Raw genomic sequence first — 14,547 nt, forward strand, 5'->3', positions numbered from 1 at the left:
CCATGTTCCACATCAAGACCCTCGAGCTCGTTCACTGGGACTTCTGGCGGCGCTTCACGCTGCCGCTGGATGCCCAGATCATCACCATCGTCGGCCCCAACGGCTCGGGCAAGACCACGCTGCTCGACGCCCTGCGCACGCTGTTCGCGCTGCGCTGCTCGGGCAAGCGCGATTTCCGCCGCTACGTGCGCCGCGCCGACCGCAGCTTCGCGTGGATCCGCGCGGTGGTCGCCAACCAGCCCGGCCACACCGGCAAGCGTCCCTTCTTCCCCTGCCTGGCCGACGAGGTCACGCTCGCCTGCCGCATCCGCAAGGCCGGCGGCGACTGGATCCGCGACTACACCATCGTCGACGGCAACCAGCCGATCGAGGCGCTGGAAGCCACCAACGACTGGACCGGCCTGCGCGACTACCAGCACCGCCTGGCCTGGGGCGGCCTCACCCCGGCGATCACCAAGGTGCTGGCGCTCGAGCAGGGCGACACCGACAAGCTGTGCGAGTACTCGCCCAAGGCCTTGCTCGAGCTCGTCTTCGACGTCTTCGGCGACAAGGAGGTCCTGGACAACTACCAGGCCGCGCGCGAGGAGCAGAAATCGGCCGAGCGCGAGCTCGGCGAGCTCGGCATCGACCTCGATCGCCTGAAGACCCAGGCCGAGGAGAAGAAGGCCGAGGCCAACCGCTTCCTGGAATGGAAACAGCTCGCCGACGAGATCCACGCGCTCGAGGCCGGGATCGTGCCGCGCCTGGAGATCGCCGAGCTCGAGCGCGCGCTCGCCGCCGAGCGCGAGACCTTGTTCCGCGTCGGCCACGAGCGCGCCGACAAGCTCGTCGAGCAGCGCGAATCGCGCCAGCGCCTGGAGATCGTGCGCGCCGAGCAGGAGTCCGTGCAGGCCGAGCGCAAGCGCCTGAAGGAGGACGACCGCGCCTCCGAACAGCGCTACCTCGCCGCCCACGACCGCGTGCGCGACCTCGAAAGGCTGCTCGAGGAGCGCGACATGCTGCGCGCCCAGCTCGCCAGCGAGCACGGCGCCGACGCCGTGGCGCTGGAGAAGGAGCACGAGGAGGCCGACGCCGCGCTCGCCGCGCTGCGCCGCAAGGAGCGCGAGCTCGTCGCCGCCTTCGAGGAGCGCAGCGAGACCCTGCGCGGCGAGCGTAACCGCGCCGGCGCGCCGGGGGACGCCGAGGTCGCACGCTTCCGCGTCCGGCTGAGCGCCGAGGGCATCGCCCACCGCAGCCTCGCCGAGGTGGTGGAGGTCACCGACCCCGCCTGGCAGGCCGCGCTCGAAGCCATCCTGCGCCCCTACCGACACCTCGTCCTGCTCGAACGCGAAGCCGACCGCCACGCCGCCTGGGCGCTCGGCGAGCGCGAGCGCTTCCGCCACTTCATCGTGGCCGAGCGCGAGAGCGCACCTCCGCCGCGCCCGATGAGCCTCGCCGAGGTGGTGGAATTCGGCGCGCCGGTGCCGCGCTGGCTAGCCGACCTGTTGAACCGCATCCGCCGCGTCGACGACGCCGAGGCCGCGCGCGATCTGCCGCGCGAGCAGGAGTGGATCACCCGCGACGGCTACCACCGCGAGCGCCGCGGCGCCCGCCACCTCGGCCGGCCGCAGGAGTTCCACTTCGGCGAACTCGCCCGCCAGGCGCGCATCGCCGCGCTGCAGGACGAGATCGGCGGGGTGGACAAGCAGCTCCAGGCCCTGCGCCCCAGGCTCGACGCCGCGAGCGCCCGCCTCACCACGCTGCGCCAGCGCCTGCTCGGCCTGCAGTCGGCACAGCTTCTCGCCGCCCGCGCCGAGGCCTACGCCAGCGCCGAGGCCGAGCTGCCCGCCGCGCGCAAGGCCCTCACCGAGGCGATCGCCGAACGCAGCGACACGCGCGGCGAGATCGACCGCCTCGCCGAGAAGGCGAACGGCATCCAGATCGAGCTCGACCGCCGCACCCGCGAACTCAAGGCGATCGACCTGCGCCTGGCCGACATCGCGCGCGAGCACGGCCCGCGCCGCCGCGCCCAGGCCGAGCGCATCCTCGCCCTGCGCCGGCGCCGGCGCGGCATGCCGGCGCACTGGCTGGACGCCGGCGAGCTGGCCCTGCTCGCCGAAAGATACGGCGACGCCCGCGGCGCCCGCCTGCAGCTCGACCGCCTGCGCCGCCACCTCGACGAGGGCGAGTGGATCACCGACCCCGCCGTGCTGGTGGTGCGCGACCGTCTCGGCGCCGACGTCGCCCTGCGCGAGCGCGACTACCTCAACCGCCAGGGCTACTGCACCACCGCGCGGCTGCACTCCGACAACGCCCGCGCCGCCTACATCGCCAAGCTGCGCGCCACCGTGCGCCAGTACGCGAAGAACCTGAAGGCGCTCGGCGAGCTCGCCAACGTCAGCGTCGACTGCCCCACCCCGCACCTGGAGAACGATGACCTCTCGCTCGCCCAGGCCGGGCTCGAGGTGCGCTTCGACTTCGACCGCAAGGGCGCGGTGGGCCTCAACGACGGCGAGGCCTCGGGCGGCCAGCAGGTCATGAAGTCGCTGATCCTGCTGATCGGCCTGCTGATGGACGAGTCCCGCCCCGGCGGCTTCGTCTTCATCGACGAGCCCTTCGCACATCTGGACGTCGCCAACATCGACCGCGTCGGCACCTTCCTGCGCGCCACCCGCGCGCAGTATCTGATCACCACGCCGGTGACCCACAACGCCAACGTCTTCGCGCCCGCCCAGCTCACGCTGGTCACGCGCAAGAAGCAGCCCGGCACCGACTGGGCGCCGCCGATCGGGGTGCTGCAGCGCGCGGTGGATTGAAGGACAAGGCCGTCGAGCACCCTGCGGCCGCGTTCGCGGCTTGCGCCGCTCCTGCAGGGGGCGCTGTTTCACGCAGGAGCGCCGCCAGGCGCGAACACGGCGCTCGTTCAGCGCTCCAGCAGGGCCTCGGCCGGCATGCCGACGCGCACGTTGCCCCAGTGGCGCCCGCCGATCACGATCGGCATGGCGAGGTCGCACAGCACCTCGCCGGTGTCGCGCAGGTAGGTCTGCAGCAGCATCGGCTCGGTGTTGCGCGCGGCGCGCAGCTCGGCGGGGTTCTCGAACTTGCGGCAGGTGCGGTTGCCGACCAGATCCTTGGCGGGATCGCCGGTCAGCGGCTGCGAGTAGCGGCTGTTGTGCGCGGAGAGGTAACCGTCGGTATTGACCGCGACCGCGAACACCGCGCCGCGCGCGCGTTCCAGGCTCTCGTCGAGGAGGCGCTGGCAGCGGCGGGTGAATTCCTCGCCCCAGGCCACGCGGAACTTGGGCGGGTTGCTGCCCGGCACGGGGCGGTAGGTGCGATCGAAGACGTCCACCCTCGCAGCCGCCATCTGCTCGAGTTCAGCCTGGACGCCGTCACGGAAACCGCGCGTTTCGTTGACCAGCAGGTCGAAGACCCCGGTGCCGATCTTGAAGCGCGACACCAGCTCCTGCACCGCCTCGGTCGACTTGGTGAGCGCGAGGGTGCGCTGCTCGCAGTTCTCCATGCGCCCGGCCACCTCGGCGGACAGACGGTGGATGTCGGTGACGTTGGCGTGCACATGGGCGTTGGTCTCGGTCAGCGAGGCCATGCCGGCGGCGATCTGCGAGAGCTGCCCGCCAGTGCGCTCGAACTCGCCCACCATGTGCTCGAACTGCGTGGCCGAGCGCGTCACCACGTCGCGCGTCTGCTCGACGTCGTCGTTGATCACGTCGTTCTCGGCGCGCGTGTCGCCCACCAGCTCGAGCATGCCGTTGATGTTGCCGACGATCTCCTGGGTGGCCTTGTTGACCCGCTCGGCGAGCTTGCGCACCTCGTCGGCGACGACCGCGAAGCCGCGCCCGGCCTCGCCTGCGCGTGCAGCCTCGATCGCAGCATTGAGCGCGAGCAGGTTGGTCTGGTCGGCGATCTCGCGAATCAGCGCGGCGATCTCCTTGACGCTCTCCGAGCGCTGCGAGAGCTCGTCCACCGTGTGGTTGAAGCGCTGCAGCTTCTCGCTCACCGCGAGGATCTTGGCGGCGACGTTCTGCACCTCGCCGAGCGACTCGCGCGCGATCTCGAGGTTGCGCAGGGTCGAGGCGTCGATCGCGCGTGCGCTCACCGACACGTCGCCGATCGCCTCGGTCGAGCGCGTGCTGGCCTCGAAAACGGTGTCGGTCATGTCGCCCTGGCGCTGCGCATCGCGCGCGGAGTTCTCCACGCCCAGCTTCACCTGCACCGCCTCGCGTGCGATGTTGACGCTCATCGAGCGCACCTTGCCGATGATCTCGCGCATCTTGCCGGCGAAACGGTTGTAGCTCGCCGCGAGCTCGCGCAGCTCGTCGTGCGTGGTGAGCGGGAGGTCGCGGGAGAAGTCGCCCTCGCCGCGCGCGATCTCGTCGAAGATGGCGGTGATGACGCGGATCGGGCGCACGACCAGGTGGCGCAGATAGAGGATCTGGCCGAGCAGCATCGCCAGCGCCAAGGCCGAGAGCGCAAGCATCGCGTAGAGGCCGGCGTCGAAGGTCGCGACCACCGACGAGAGGACCTCCGGCGCCACCGTACCCTTGGCAAGCGCCTTCTCCACGGCCTCGCGCCGGTCCTGCCAGATGACGAGATAGCCCAGGTTGATCGCGAACAACAGCAGGAAGCTGAAGAGTTTCTTGGTCAGCGAGTTCCAGAAGGTCTTCTCGATGCCTTCGTACATTTGCCGGAAGGTGCTCATGGGGGTTCCGCGGGGAGGTTGAATCGACCTCTGTCTTATCGGTCCCCGCAATGGGGACTTTAGGATCGGGCCCGGGAGATCACCGACTCATGCTGCGGATGGACGCCTCCGCAGCAGCCGATCGCGACTTGCGTCGCGCCTGCCGGAGACTCTCGAAGCGGGGACGATCCTGGGGCGGGACCGCGGATTCGCGGACATCTCCAGAAGATTCCGTGGGTCCGGGGCGCGTTGCGCAATTGCCCCGCCTTGCCGGCCCTGCCACAATCACGCCTTTCGCACGCGGCCCGCTGCGGCGCATCCCCTTTCAGAGCTTCGACACCCAGATCATGTCCGACCAGACGCAGACCACGCCCCAGCCCCAGGACGAAAACCACCTCATCGCCGAGCGCCGCGAGAAACTCGCCGCCTGGCGCGCGAGCGGCGGTGCCTTCCCCAACGATTTCTCGCGCGAGAACACCGCCGGCAAGCTCGACGAGCTCTACGGCGACAAGGACGCCGAGGCGCTGGAAGCGACGCCGGTCGAGGTCAGGGTGGCCGGCCGCATCATGTTGAAGCGCATCATGGGCAAGGCGAGCTTCGTCACCATCCAGGACCTCTCCGGCCGCATCCAGCTCTACGTGCAGCGCGACGGCGTGGGCGAGGACGTCTATGCCCAGTTCAAGACCTGGGACATCGGCGACATCGTCGGCTGCGTGGGCACGGTGTTCAAGACCAAGACCGGCGAACTCACCGTCAAGGCCGCGGAGATCCGCCTGCTCACCAAGAGCCTGCGCCCGCTGCCCGACAAGTTCCACGGCCTCACCGACGTCGAGCAGAAGTACCGCCAGCGCTATGTCGACCTGATCATGAACGAGCAGTCGCGCTTCACCTTCGTGGCGCGCAGCCGCATGGTGCAGTCGATCCGCAACTACATGACCGGCCACGGCTTCCTCGAGGTCGAGACGCCGATGATGCACCCCATCCCGGGCGGTGCCGCGGCCAAGCCCTTCACCACCCACCACAACGCGCTCGACATGGAGCTCTTCCTGCGCATCGCGCCCGAGCTCTACCTCAAGCGCCTGGTGGTGGGCGGCCTGGAGAAGGTCTTCGAGGTCAACCGCAACTTCCGCAACGAAGGTCTCAGCCCGCGCCACAACCCCGAATTCACCATGATGGAGTTCTACGAGGCGTACGCGAACTACAAGACGCTGATGGACTTCACCGAGGGCCTGATCCGCCACGCCGCGCGCGAGGCGCTGGGCACCGAATCCTTCGTCTATCAGGGCCGCGAGCTCGACCTGTCGAAGCCCTTCCACCGCCTCACCATCGTGCAGGCGATCCGCAAGTACCACCCGGGCTTCACCGCGGAACAACTGGCCGACGCCGCGTGGCTGAAGGAAAAGATCGTCGCCTTCGGCGAGAAGGTCAAGCCGGGCGGCCTGGGCAGCCTGCAGCTGCAGCTCTTCGAAGCCTGCGCCGAAGCCGAGCTGTGGGAGCCGACCTTCATCATCGACTACCCGGTCGAGGTCTCGCCGCTGGCGCGCGCCTCGGACACCGACCCCGAGATCACCGAGCGCTTCGAGCTCTTCATCGTCGGCCGCGAGATCGCCAACGGCTTCTCCGAGCTCAACGACCCCGAGGACCAGGCCGCGCGCTTCCGCGCCCAGGTCGAGGCCAAGGAGGCCGGCGACGAAGAGGCCATGTATTACGACGCCGACTACATCCGCGCGCTCGAATACGGCCTGCCCCCGACCGGCGGCTGCGGCATCGGCATCGACCGCCTGGTGATGCTGCTCACCGACGCGCCGGCGATCCGCGACGTGATCCTGTTCCCGCAGATGCGTCCCGAGGCCGCTGCGGGCCTGGTCATTCCGGAACCCGAACTCTGATCCCGGCGTCCGCCGCGCGGAGCGTCCCCACGCTCCGCAGCGGCGCCCTGTGCTTGCCCTTGCCATGCCGATCCATCCCGCCCGCCTCGAGCGCACGCCCGAGGGCGTGCTGTACTCGGGCGCCTTCGGCGACGTCTACCACTCGCGCGACAATGCGCTCGGCCAGGCGCACGCGGTCTTCATTGCGGGCAACGGCCTGCCGCAGCGCTGGCAGGGGCGTGAGCGCTTCACCATCGTCGAGACCGGCTTCGGCGCCGGACTCAACTTCCTCGCCACCTGGGCGGCGTGGCGCGAGGATGCCTGCCGCAGCGCCCGCCTGCACTTCGTCTCCTGCGAGCTGCACCCCTTCTGCCGCGAGGATCTCGCCCGCATCCACGCCGCCTGGCCCGAGCTCGCCACCTTTGCGGCCGAGCTGCGCGCGCAGTGGCCGGTGCTCGCGCCCGGGCTGCACCGACTGAACCTGGACGCGGGCCGCGTCACCCTGACGCTCTTCCTCGGCGATGCCGCCGACGGCCTCGCGCGCATCGACGCGCGCGCCGACGCGCTCTATCTCGACGGCTTCACCCCGGCGAAGAATCCCGCGCTGTGGTCCGAGCGCGTCTTCCATCTGCTCGCCGGCCTCGCTGCCCCGGACGCGACGCTCGCCACCTGGTCGGTCGCCGGCCAGGTGCGCGAAGGCCTGCGCCGCGCCGGCTTCACGACCGAAAAGGCGCCCGGCTTCGGCACCAAGTGGCAGATGCTGCGCGGCCGCCTCGCACGCGAGGCCCGCCCGCTCGCTGTACCGGAGGCCGCGACCAGCGGTCGCCACGCGCTGGTGCTCGGTGCCGGCATTGCCGGCTGCACCGTGGCCGAGCGCCTCGCCGGGCGCGGGTGGACGGTGGAGCTGATCGACCGTGCCCCTGCGCCGGCCACGGGCGCCTCGGGCAACCTCGCCGGCGTGCTGCGCCCGCTGCCCAGCCTGGACGACAACCGCATGAGCCGGCTCACCCGCGCCGGCAGCCTGTACGCCTGGCGGCGCATTCATCAGCTGCGCGTGCGCGGCCTGGCGCTGCGCGCCGACGACTGCGGCGTGCTGCACCTGGGGCGCGACGCTGCACAGGAAGTCAAGATGCGCGCGGTGGTCGAACGCCTCGCGCTGCCGCCAGAACACTTGCGCTTCGTCGGCGTCGACGAGGCGGCGGAAATCGCCGGCTGCGCGGTCGCCAACGGCGGCTGGTGGTTCGCCGGCAGCGGCTGGGTGCAGCCGCCCAGCCTGTGTGCGGCCAGCCTGGAGGCGGCGGGCGGGCGCCTGCGTGGGCACTTCGGCCACACCGTGGCGCGGCTCGGGTACGACGGCGGCGCCTGGCACGCGCACGGGCCCGACGGCAGCACGATCGCGAGCGCCCCCGTGGCGATCCTCGCGCCCGGCACCGGCATCGCCGACTTCGAGCAGGCCAGCCTGCCGGTGGTGAGCGCGCGCGGCCAGGTCTCCCATCTGCCCGCGGTCGCGGGCAGCGCGCCGCGGGTGGTGGTGTGCCGCGGTGGCTACGTGAGCCCGGCGGTGGACGGCCTGCGCTGCGCCGGCGCCACCTTCGCGGTGGACGACCCCGACCCCGGCCTGCGCCCGCAGGACCATGCCGAGAACCTGCAGCGCCTGGAAGCCATGATTCCCGGCTTCGGCGCCGGCCTGGGCGCGGGCTTCGACCCCGATCGGCTCGATGGCCGGGTGGGGTTCCGGCCTGCCTCACCCGACCGCCTGCCGATGGTCGGGGCCCTCCCGCTGCCCGACCGGCCTCCCGCCTCGGCCGCCCGCGGCCTCGACGAGCTGCCGCGCCGGCCCGGGCTGTACGCGCTCTCGGGCTACGGCGCGCGCGGCCTGGTGTGGTCGGTGCTCGCCGCCGAGCTGCTCGCCAGCGCGCTCGAAGGCGACCCCGCCCCGCTCGAGCGCGACCTGATCGAGGCGATCGATCCGGCGCGCTTCGTGCTGCGCCCGCTTGCCAGGACGGCGGTGCGCGAATGAGGTCGCCCCGGCTCGAAGCCTTGCGCAGCGCGCTCGAGAAGGCGGAGTTCCGCCTCGCCGCCACCCAGGACCTCGCCCGTGTCGGCGACTGGGAGCTCGACCGCCACACCGGGCGGATGTACTGGTCGCGCGAACTCTTCCGCCTCTTCGAGCGCCCGGAAGCGCTCGGCGTGCCCGACCTCAACGAGGCGCTCGGCTACTTCAGCCTGGAGTCGACGAATCGCACCCGCGACCTGTTCTGGGAGGCGATCGACAGCGGCCGACGCTGCGCCCTGGAGCAGGAGGTCCTGCTGCCCTCGGGCGAGGAGCGTCGCCATTTCACCGTGATCGTGCCGGTCGCCGACGAGACCGGGCGCGTGTTCCGCCTGTACGGTACGGTGCAGGACATCACCGAACGCCGGCGCCTGGAGGCCGAGCGCCTGGAGCATCTGGAACGCCTCGAAGAGCTCTCCCGCCACCTGGTCGAGATCGAGGAGCGCGAGCGCCGCGAACTCGCCAGCGCGCTGCACGACCGCGCCAGCCCCAACCTAGCCGCGCTGCAGATCCTGTTCTCCAGCCTGGCCGACGCCCTCCCCGAATCCGCCCGCGATGAGCTCGCCCCGCTGCTGGAGGACGCCTCGGCCCTGCTCGCCGACACCACCGCCGGCATCCGCGAGATCTGCACCAACCTGCGCCCGGCCACGCTCGACTACGCCGGCCTGGTACCCGCACTGCGCGAATACGTCGCCCAGTTCCGCGCCCGCACCGGGCTGGACGTGCGCGTCGACGCTGCGTCCGGCAGCCCCCCGTGCGCCCTCTCCCGCGCGACGCAGACGCTCTGCTTCCGCCTAGTGCAGGAGGCGCTCACCAACTGCGCCAAGCACGCTCGCGCCGGCAGCGTGCGCATCGGGCTCGGCGGCTGCGCCGGCGGGGTCCTGCTGCAGATCGGCGACGACGGCGTCGGCTTCGACCTCTCCCGTCTCGGCGAAGCGGGCAGCACCCCGGGGCTGGGCCTGATCACGATGCGCGAGCGCGTCGAGCTCGCCGGCGGGGACTTCCGACTGTATACCCGCCCCGGCGACGGCACCATCATCGAGGTACGGCTGCCCGCCGAGCTCCACCCCGCGGAAACGAACCGATGAGCCTGCGCATCCTGCTTGCCGACGACCACCAGATGTTCCGCCACGCGCTGCGGGCGCTGCTCGCCCGCGACCCGGAGCTCGAAGTGGTCGCCGAGGCGGCGAGTGGCGAGGAGGTGCTCGCGATCGCCGATGCCCAGCCGGTCGACCTCGTGTGCATGGACATCGCCATGCCGGGCATGGACGGCATCGAGGCCACCCGCCGCCTGCTCGCCCGCCATCCGGCGCTGCGCGTGATCGGCCTTTCGGCCTTCGCCGACCGCCAGTTCGTGACCGACCTGCTCGCCGCCGGCGCGCGCGGCTACATCACCAAGGGCGAAGCCGGCGACGAGCTGCTGCGCGCGATCCGCACCGTGTGCGAGGGGCGCAGCTACCTATGCCCCGAGGTCGCGGCGACGGTCGCGGATGCACTGCGCGACAGCCCCGGGGTGTACGCCGCCGCACCCCGGCTCACCGCGCGCGAGCGCCAGGTGCTGCAGCTGATCGCCGAAGGCCTGACCTCGGTGCAGATCGGCGATCGCCTGCACATCGCCGCCTCCACGGTCGAGGTGCACCGCCGCAACCTGATGCGCAAGCTCGACCTGCACAACGTTGCCGAACTCACCCGCTACGCGATCCACAGCGGCATCAGCCCGAGCGCGAGCCCGGGCGGCGCGGCTTGAACGCCTCCGCCCGCATCCGCGACTACCCTGAAACCGGTAGTCCAAACACTGCGAACGCTGTATATGCCCGAAACGGGGGGCCGCTTAACATCACAGGCTGAGAGATCCACCCGGCATCCTTTAGCGGAGACTTCGCCATGAACACCCATCCGGCCTTCCAGCAGTTCGCCCACTCGACCCGCAACGGCTTCGAGCAGTTCCAGGCCTATGCCCTGATCGCGCTCGACGCCTCCGAGAAGCTGTGCGCGCTCAACTTCGGCGCCGCGCGCGCGCTGTGCGAGGCCGCCTCGGCCGCGCCGATCGCCCAACCGGGCAGCGACCTGGAGGCCGGCTTCGCGAAGCAGCGCGAGACCCAGGGTCAGGTGCTCGAGCAACTGGGGAACTACCTGCAGCAGGTGAACGAGGTGGTGTCGGGCGCGCAAAACGAGCTGCTCGAACTCGGCAGCCGCCACTTCGAGGACTTCCAGGCCTCGATGCAGTCGATGCTGGAACAGGCGCGCAAGCTGGGCGGCGTCGAGGTCGTCCAGTCCGAAGCCGCCGAAGAGCCGCGCAGCCGCGCCATCCGCAAGGCCGCCTGAGCCCCCTGCACCGCCATCCCGACCGCCGCACTCGCGGCGGTTTGTTTTTGCGGGAGCAGCGCACGGACACGCGCCCGCACCCGCTTTCACCGCTGCAATCGCGACTGGCGTCGCTCCTACGCACACCGCTGGGGTCACGCCTACGCAGCCCGCTGCCCTGGCGGACGCGCCTGTGGGAGCGATGCAAGTCGCGATTCGCGCCCGCAATGCCCCGCCGACACCCGTCGCAGCCGCGCCGACATGATCGCGACTTGCGTCGCTCCCACACGTCGTTCCAAGGGGGCGTGTAGGAGCGACGCAAGTCGCGATACGGCGCACGAACTCGCGCCTGCGGCTGCGTTCAGAGGCGGCGGTCGAGGCGCTCGAGCACGCGCCCGCGGCCGAGCACCTCCAGCACGGCGTCGATCGCCGGGGTCTGGGGCACGCCGAGCACCGCCACGCGCAGGGGAATCGCAACCTGCGGCATCTTCAGGCCATGCTCGGCCATGGTGTCCTTGATCGCCTGGCTCAGCGCGGCCCTGTTCCACTCGGCTGCGGCCAGGCGGCCACGCAGGCTGGCGAGGGCGGCCTTGGCGACGTCGGTCAGGTGCTGGCCGACCACCTCCGGTGCCGGATGCACGTCGGCGACGAACAACTCCGCGGCATCCGCCAGTTCGTTGAGGTTGGCGACGCGGTCCTTGTACAGCGCCACCACCGCCTCCAGGCTCGGCCCCGTCTCGGGGTTCACCTCGCGGCGCGCGAGGCGGCTGGCGACCTCGGCGGCCAGGAAGGCGTCGTCCGCCTTCTTGATGTACTGCGCGTTGAGCCAATTGAGCTTCTCGGTGTTGAACTGCGCGGCCGAGGGCGTGATGTGGTCGAGGTCGAACCATTCGACGAACTGCCGACGATCGAAGATTTCATCGTCGCCATGGCTCCAGCCCAGGCGCGCCAGGTAGTTGATCACCGCCTCCGGCAGATAGCCCTCCTCGTCGTACTGCATCACGCTGACCGCGCCGTGGCGCTTGGAGAGCTTGGTGCCGTCGTCGCCGAGGATCATCGACAGGTGGGCATAGAGCGGCACCTCGGCGCCGAGCGCCTGCAGCACGTTGATCTGGCGCGGGGTGTTGTTCACATGATCGTCACCGCGGATGACGTGGGTGATGCCCATGTCCCAGTCGTCCACCACCACGCAGAAGTTGTAGGTCGGCGTGCCGTCGGCGCGCGCGATGATGAAGTCGTCCATCTCGGCGTTGGCGATCTCGATGCGACCCTTGACGAGGTCGTCCCAGCTCACCACGCCTTCGGCCGGATTGCGGAAGCGCACCACCGGCTGCACGCCCGCGGGCGGCTGCGGCAGTACCTTGCCCGCCTCGGGACGCCAGCGCCCGTCGTAGCGCGGCTTCTCGCCCCGCTCGCGCTGCGCCTCGCGGAGGCGATCGAGTTCTTCGGGCGACAGGTAGCAGTGGTAGGCGGTGCCGGCCGCCAGCATCTGGCCGATGACCTCCTTGTACCGGTCCATGCGCTGCATCTGGTAGAACGGGCCTTCGTCATGTTCCAGGCCCAGCCACTGCATGCCGTCGAGGATGGCCTGCACCGCCGCGGGCGTGGAGCGCGCGACGTCGGTGTCCTCGATGCGCAGGATGAAGGTGCCGCCATGGCGGCGCGCGAAGGCCCACGAGAACAGCGCGGTACGCGCGCCGCCGATGTGGAGGTAGCCGGTGGGGCTGGGGGCGAAGCGGGTACGCACGGGGGTACGGACGGGGCGGGAAGCGGAGGTCATCGTTGCTTTCGGTCGTGTTTCGTTTGAATTCGGGGATCAGGCGGGTCGCTTGGCCAGCCGGTGCGCGGAAGAGGCCCCGCCCCAGGCTCTTGGCCCCGAGACTCGACCCGGGGAATCAGCCCAGCAGCAGCGCGTCGTCGTCGATCTTCTCGCCGCGCACCTTCTCGAACATGTCGAGCAGGTGATGCACGTCGAGGCCCTCGCGTTCCTTGCCGGAGACGTCGAGCACGACGCGGCCCTGGTGCAGCATCACGGTGCGCTGGCCGACGTCGAGCGCCTGGCGCATCGAGTGCGTGACCATCATCGTGGTGAGCTTGTGCTCGGCGACGATGCGCACGGTCAGTTCCAGCACGAAGGCCGCGGTGCGCGGATCGAGCGCGGCGGTGTGCTCGTCGAGCAGCAGCAGGCGCGAGGGCTGCAGCGCCGCCATCAAGAGGCTCACCGCCTGGCGCTGGCCGCCGGAGAGCAGGCCGATACGGTCCGAGAGGCGATTCTCCAGGCCGAGACCCAGCGTGGCGATCTGCGCGCGGAACTCCTCGCGCAGCGCCGGCTTGACCGCGAACGAAAAACCCCGGCGCTCACCGCGCATCTTGGCGAGCGCCATGTTTTCCTCGATGGTGAGATCCTCGCAGGTGCCGGCGAGCGGGTCCTGGAACACCCGCGCGACGTGGCGCGCACGCCCCCACACCGGCTGGCGGGTCATGTCGATGCCGTCGATCTCGATCGTGCCGCTGTCGACCTTCTGCTCGCCGGAGACGGCATTCAGGAAGGTCGACTTGCCGGCGCCGTTGGAGCCGATCACGGTGACGAACTGCCCGGTCGGGATCTCGAGCGACATGCCGCGCAGGGCCTGGGTCTCGATCGGCGTGCCAGGGTTGAAGGTGAGACGAAGGTCGGTTGCTTTCAACATATTTCAGCTCACCCTTTTTCCGGACCAGTGCGCGCGCAGGCGCGGCACCACCAGCGCGACCGTCACCAGCACCGCGGTGACGAGGTTGAGGTCCTGCGCCTGCAGGCCGATGAAATCGGAATTGAGCGCGAGCGCGATGAAGAAGCGATACACGATGGCGCCAACGATCACCGCGATCGTCGCCAGGTAGAGCTTGCGCGAGGGCAGCAGGCTCTCGCCCACGATCACCGCCGCGAGACCGATGACGATCGTTCCCACGCCCATCGAGATGTCGGCGCCGCCCTGGGTCTGCGCGAACAGCGCCCCGGCCAGGCCCACCAAGGCGTTCGACAGGGCCATGCCGGCCAGGATCGCCATGCCGGTGTTGACGCCCTGCGCACGCGCCATGCGCGCGTTCGAGCCCGTCGCGCGGATCGCCAGGCCGCTCTGGGTGGCGAAGAAACCGTCGAGCGCGAGCTTGACCGCCAGCACCACGAAGACGAGCAGCAAGGGCCGGAACACGTAGTCGGCGAGCGCCTCGGGCTGCAGCAGGTTGAACACGGTGGGTTCGGTGATCAGCGGCACGTTGGGCTTGCCCATGATGCGCAGGTTGATCGAGTACAGGGCGATCATCATCAGGATGCTGGCGAGCAGGTCCATGATCTTGAGGCTGACGTTGAGCCAGCCGGTGATCAGCCCGGCGATCGCGCCGGCGAGCGTCGCCGCGATGGTCGCGGTGAAGGGGTCGTGGCCGGCGGCGATCATGGTCGCGGCGACGGCGCCACCGAGCGGGAAGCTGCCATCCACGGTGAGGTCGGGAAAGCGCAGCAGCCGGAAGGAGATGTACACGCCGAGGGCGACGAGGCTGAAGATCAGGCCGATCTCCAGCGCCCCGAGCAAGGTGTAGAGCGACATTGGGGGATTACCGTTGGTGAGGATCGAGCGGAACGCGCGCCGGGACGCGTCCCCCGCGGC

The 14,547-nt window shown here is 70.4% G+C and carries 10 protein-coding genes; 6 read left to right on the plus strand and 4 right to left on the minus strand.

The window, feature by feature from the left end:
• Nucleotides 1-2: 2 nt before the first annotated feature.
• Complete coding sequence (locus PO78_RS04530) at nt 3-2,795, plus strand: AAA family ATPase (protein ID WP_043742355.1); 2,793 nt, start codon at nt 3-5, stop codon at nt 2,793-2,795.
• Between the two features lie 107 nt (nt 2,796-2,902).
• Here the strand turns inward: PO78_RS04530 and PO78_RS04535 are convergent, their stop codons facing one another.
• Nucleotides 2,903-4,699: a methyl-accepting chemotaxis protein gene (locus tag PO78_RS04535; RefSeq protein WP_043742357.1), complete on the minus strand. Its 1,797-nt coding sequence runs from the start codon at nt 4,697-4,699 to the stop codon at nt 2,903-2,905.
• Nucleotides 4,700-5,025: 326 nt separating this feature from the next.
• On the opposite strand from PO78_RS04535, the gene lysS reads away from it, so the two are divergent.
• The 5 genes from lysS (at nt 5,026) to PO78_RS04560 (ending at nt 10,924) form a co-directional block, all read left to right on the plus strand.
• Nucleotides 5,026-6,567: a lysine--tRNA ligase gene (gene lysS, locus PO78_RS04540; protein WP_012585277.1), complete on the plus strand. Its 1,542-nt coding sequence runs from the start codon at nt 5,026-5,028 to the stop codon at nt 6,565-6,567.
• A 64-nt stretch (nt 6,568-6,631) separates the two neighbouring features.
• The gene (gene mnmC, locus PO78_RS04545; protein WP_043742358.1) at nt 6,632-8,566 is read left to right on the plus strand and encodes a bifunctional tRNA (5-methylaminomethyl-2-thiouridine)(34)-methyltransferase MnmD/FAD-dependent 5-carboxymethylaminomethyl-2-thiouridine(34) oxidoreductase MnmC; all 1,935 of its coding nucleotides are present in this window, start codon (nt 6,632-6,634) and stop codon (nt 8,564-8,566) included.
• The gene (locus PO78_RS04550; RefSeq protein WP_043742359.1) at nt 8,563-9,687 is read left to right on the plus strand and encodes a PAS domain-containing sensor histidine kinase; all 1,125 of its coding nucleotides are present in this window, start codon (nt 8,563-8,565) and stop codon (nt 9,685-9,687) included. Before mnmC ends, PO78_RS04550 begins: the two co-directional genes overlap by 4 nt.
• Nucleotides 9,684-10,346 carry a response regulator gene (locus PO78_RS04555; RefSeq protein ID WP_012585274.1) on the plus strand — a complete coding sequence of 221 codons (663 nt, stop codon included), beginning with the start codon at nt 9,684-9,686 and terminating at the stop codon, nt 10,344-10,346. The genes PO78_RS04550 and PO78_RS04555 overlap by 4 nt, the downstream gene beginning before the upstream one ends.
• A 137-nt stretch (nt 10,347-10,483) precedes the next feature.
• Nucleotides 10,484-10,924, plus strand: coding sequence for a phasin family protein (locus tag PO78_RS04560; protein ID WP_012585273.1), 441 nt, complete (start codon nt 10,484-10,486; stop codon nt 10,922-10,924).
• A gap of 340 nt (nt 10,925-11,264) precedes the next feature.
• Here the strand turns inward: PO78_RS04560 and gltX are convergent, their stop codons facing one another.
• The 3 genes from gltX to PO78_RS04575 form a co-directional block, all read right to left on the minus strand.
• The gene (gltX, locus tag PO78_RS04565; protein ID WP_004323764.1) at nt 11,265-12,683 is read right to left on the minus strand and encodes a glutamate--tRNA ligase; all 1,419 of its coding nucleotides are present in this window, start codon (nt 12,681-12,683) and stop codon (nt 11,265-11,267) included.
• Nucleotides 12,684-12,798: 115 nt separating this feature from the next.
• Nucleotides 12,799-13,593, minus strand: a complete 795-nt coding sequence (locus PO78_RS04570) for an ABC transporter ATP-binding protein (protein WP_004323766.1) — start codon at nt 13,591-13,593, stop codon at nt 12,799-12,801.
• 3 nt (nt 13,594-13,596) lie between these two features.
• On the minus strand, nt 13,597-14,487 hold the full coding sequence (locus tag PO78_RS04575) for an ABC transporter permease (protein ID WP_004323767.1): 891 nt from the start codon (nt 14,485-14,487) through the stop codon (nt 13,597-13,599).
• Between the last annotated feature and the right edge of the window lie 60 nt (nt 14,488-14,547).

The organism is Thauera sp. SWB20, assembly GCF_000831325.1.
Lineage (GTDB): Bacteria > Pseudomonadota > Gammaproteobacteria > Burkholderiales > Rhodocyclaceae > Thauera > Thauera aminoaromatica.

Bases quoted from the DNA above. Each gene is read 5' to 3' on its own strand.
- lysS (WP_012585277.1), top strand. From the start codon at position 5,026: ATGTCCGACCAGACGCAGACCACGCCCCAGCCCCAGGACGAAAACCAC.
- PO78_RS04530 (WP_043742355.1), top strand. From the start codon at position 3: ATGTTCCACATCAAGACCCTCGAGCTCGTTCACTGGGACTTCTGGCGG.
- PO78_RS04575 (WP_004323767.1), bottom strand. From the start codon at position 14,487: ATGTCGCTCTACACCTTGCTCGGGGCGCTGGAGATCGGCCTGATCTTC.
- PO78_RS04570 (WP_004323766.1), bottom strand. From the start codon at position 13,593: ATGTTGAAAGCAACCGACCTTCGTCTCACCTTCAACCCTGGCACGCCG.
- PO78_RS04550 (WP_043742359.1), top strand. From the start codon at position 8,563: ATGAGGTCGCCCCGGCTCGAAGCCTTGCGCAGCGCGCTCGAGAAGGCG.
- PO78_RS04535 (WP_043742357.1), bottom strand. From the start codon at position 4,699: ATGAGCACCTTCCGGCAAATGTACGAAGGCATCGAGAAGACCTTCTGG.
- gltX (WP_004323764.1), bottom strand. From the start codon at position 12,683: ATGACCTCCGCTTCCCGCCCCGTCCGTACCCCCGTGCGTACCCGCTTC.
- mnmC (WP_043742358.1), top strand. From the start codon at position 6,632: ATGCCGATCCATCCCGCCCGCCTCGAGCGCACGCCCGAGGGCGTGCTG.
- PO78_RS04560 (WP_012585273.1), top strand. From the start codon at position 10,484: ATGAACACCCATCCGGCCTTCCAGCAGTTCGCCCACTCGACCCGCAAC.
- PO78_RS04555 (WP_012585274.1), top strand. From the start codon at position 9,684: ATGAGCCTGCGCATCCTGCTTGCCGACGACCACCAGATGTTCCGCCAC.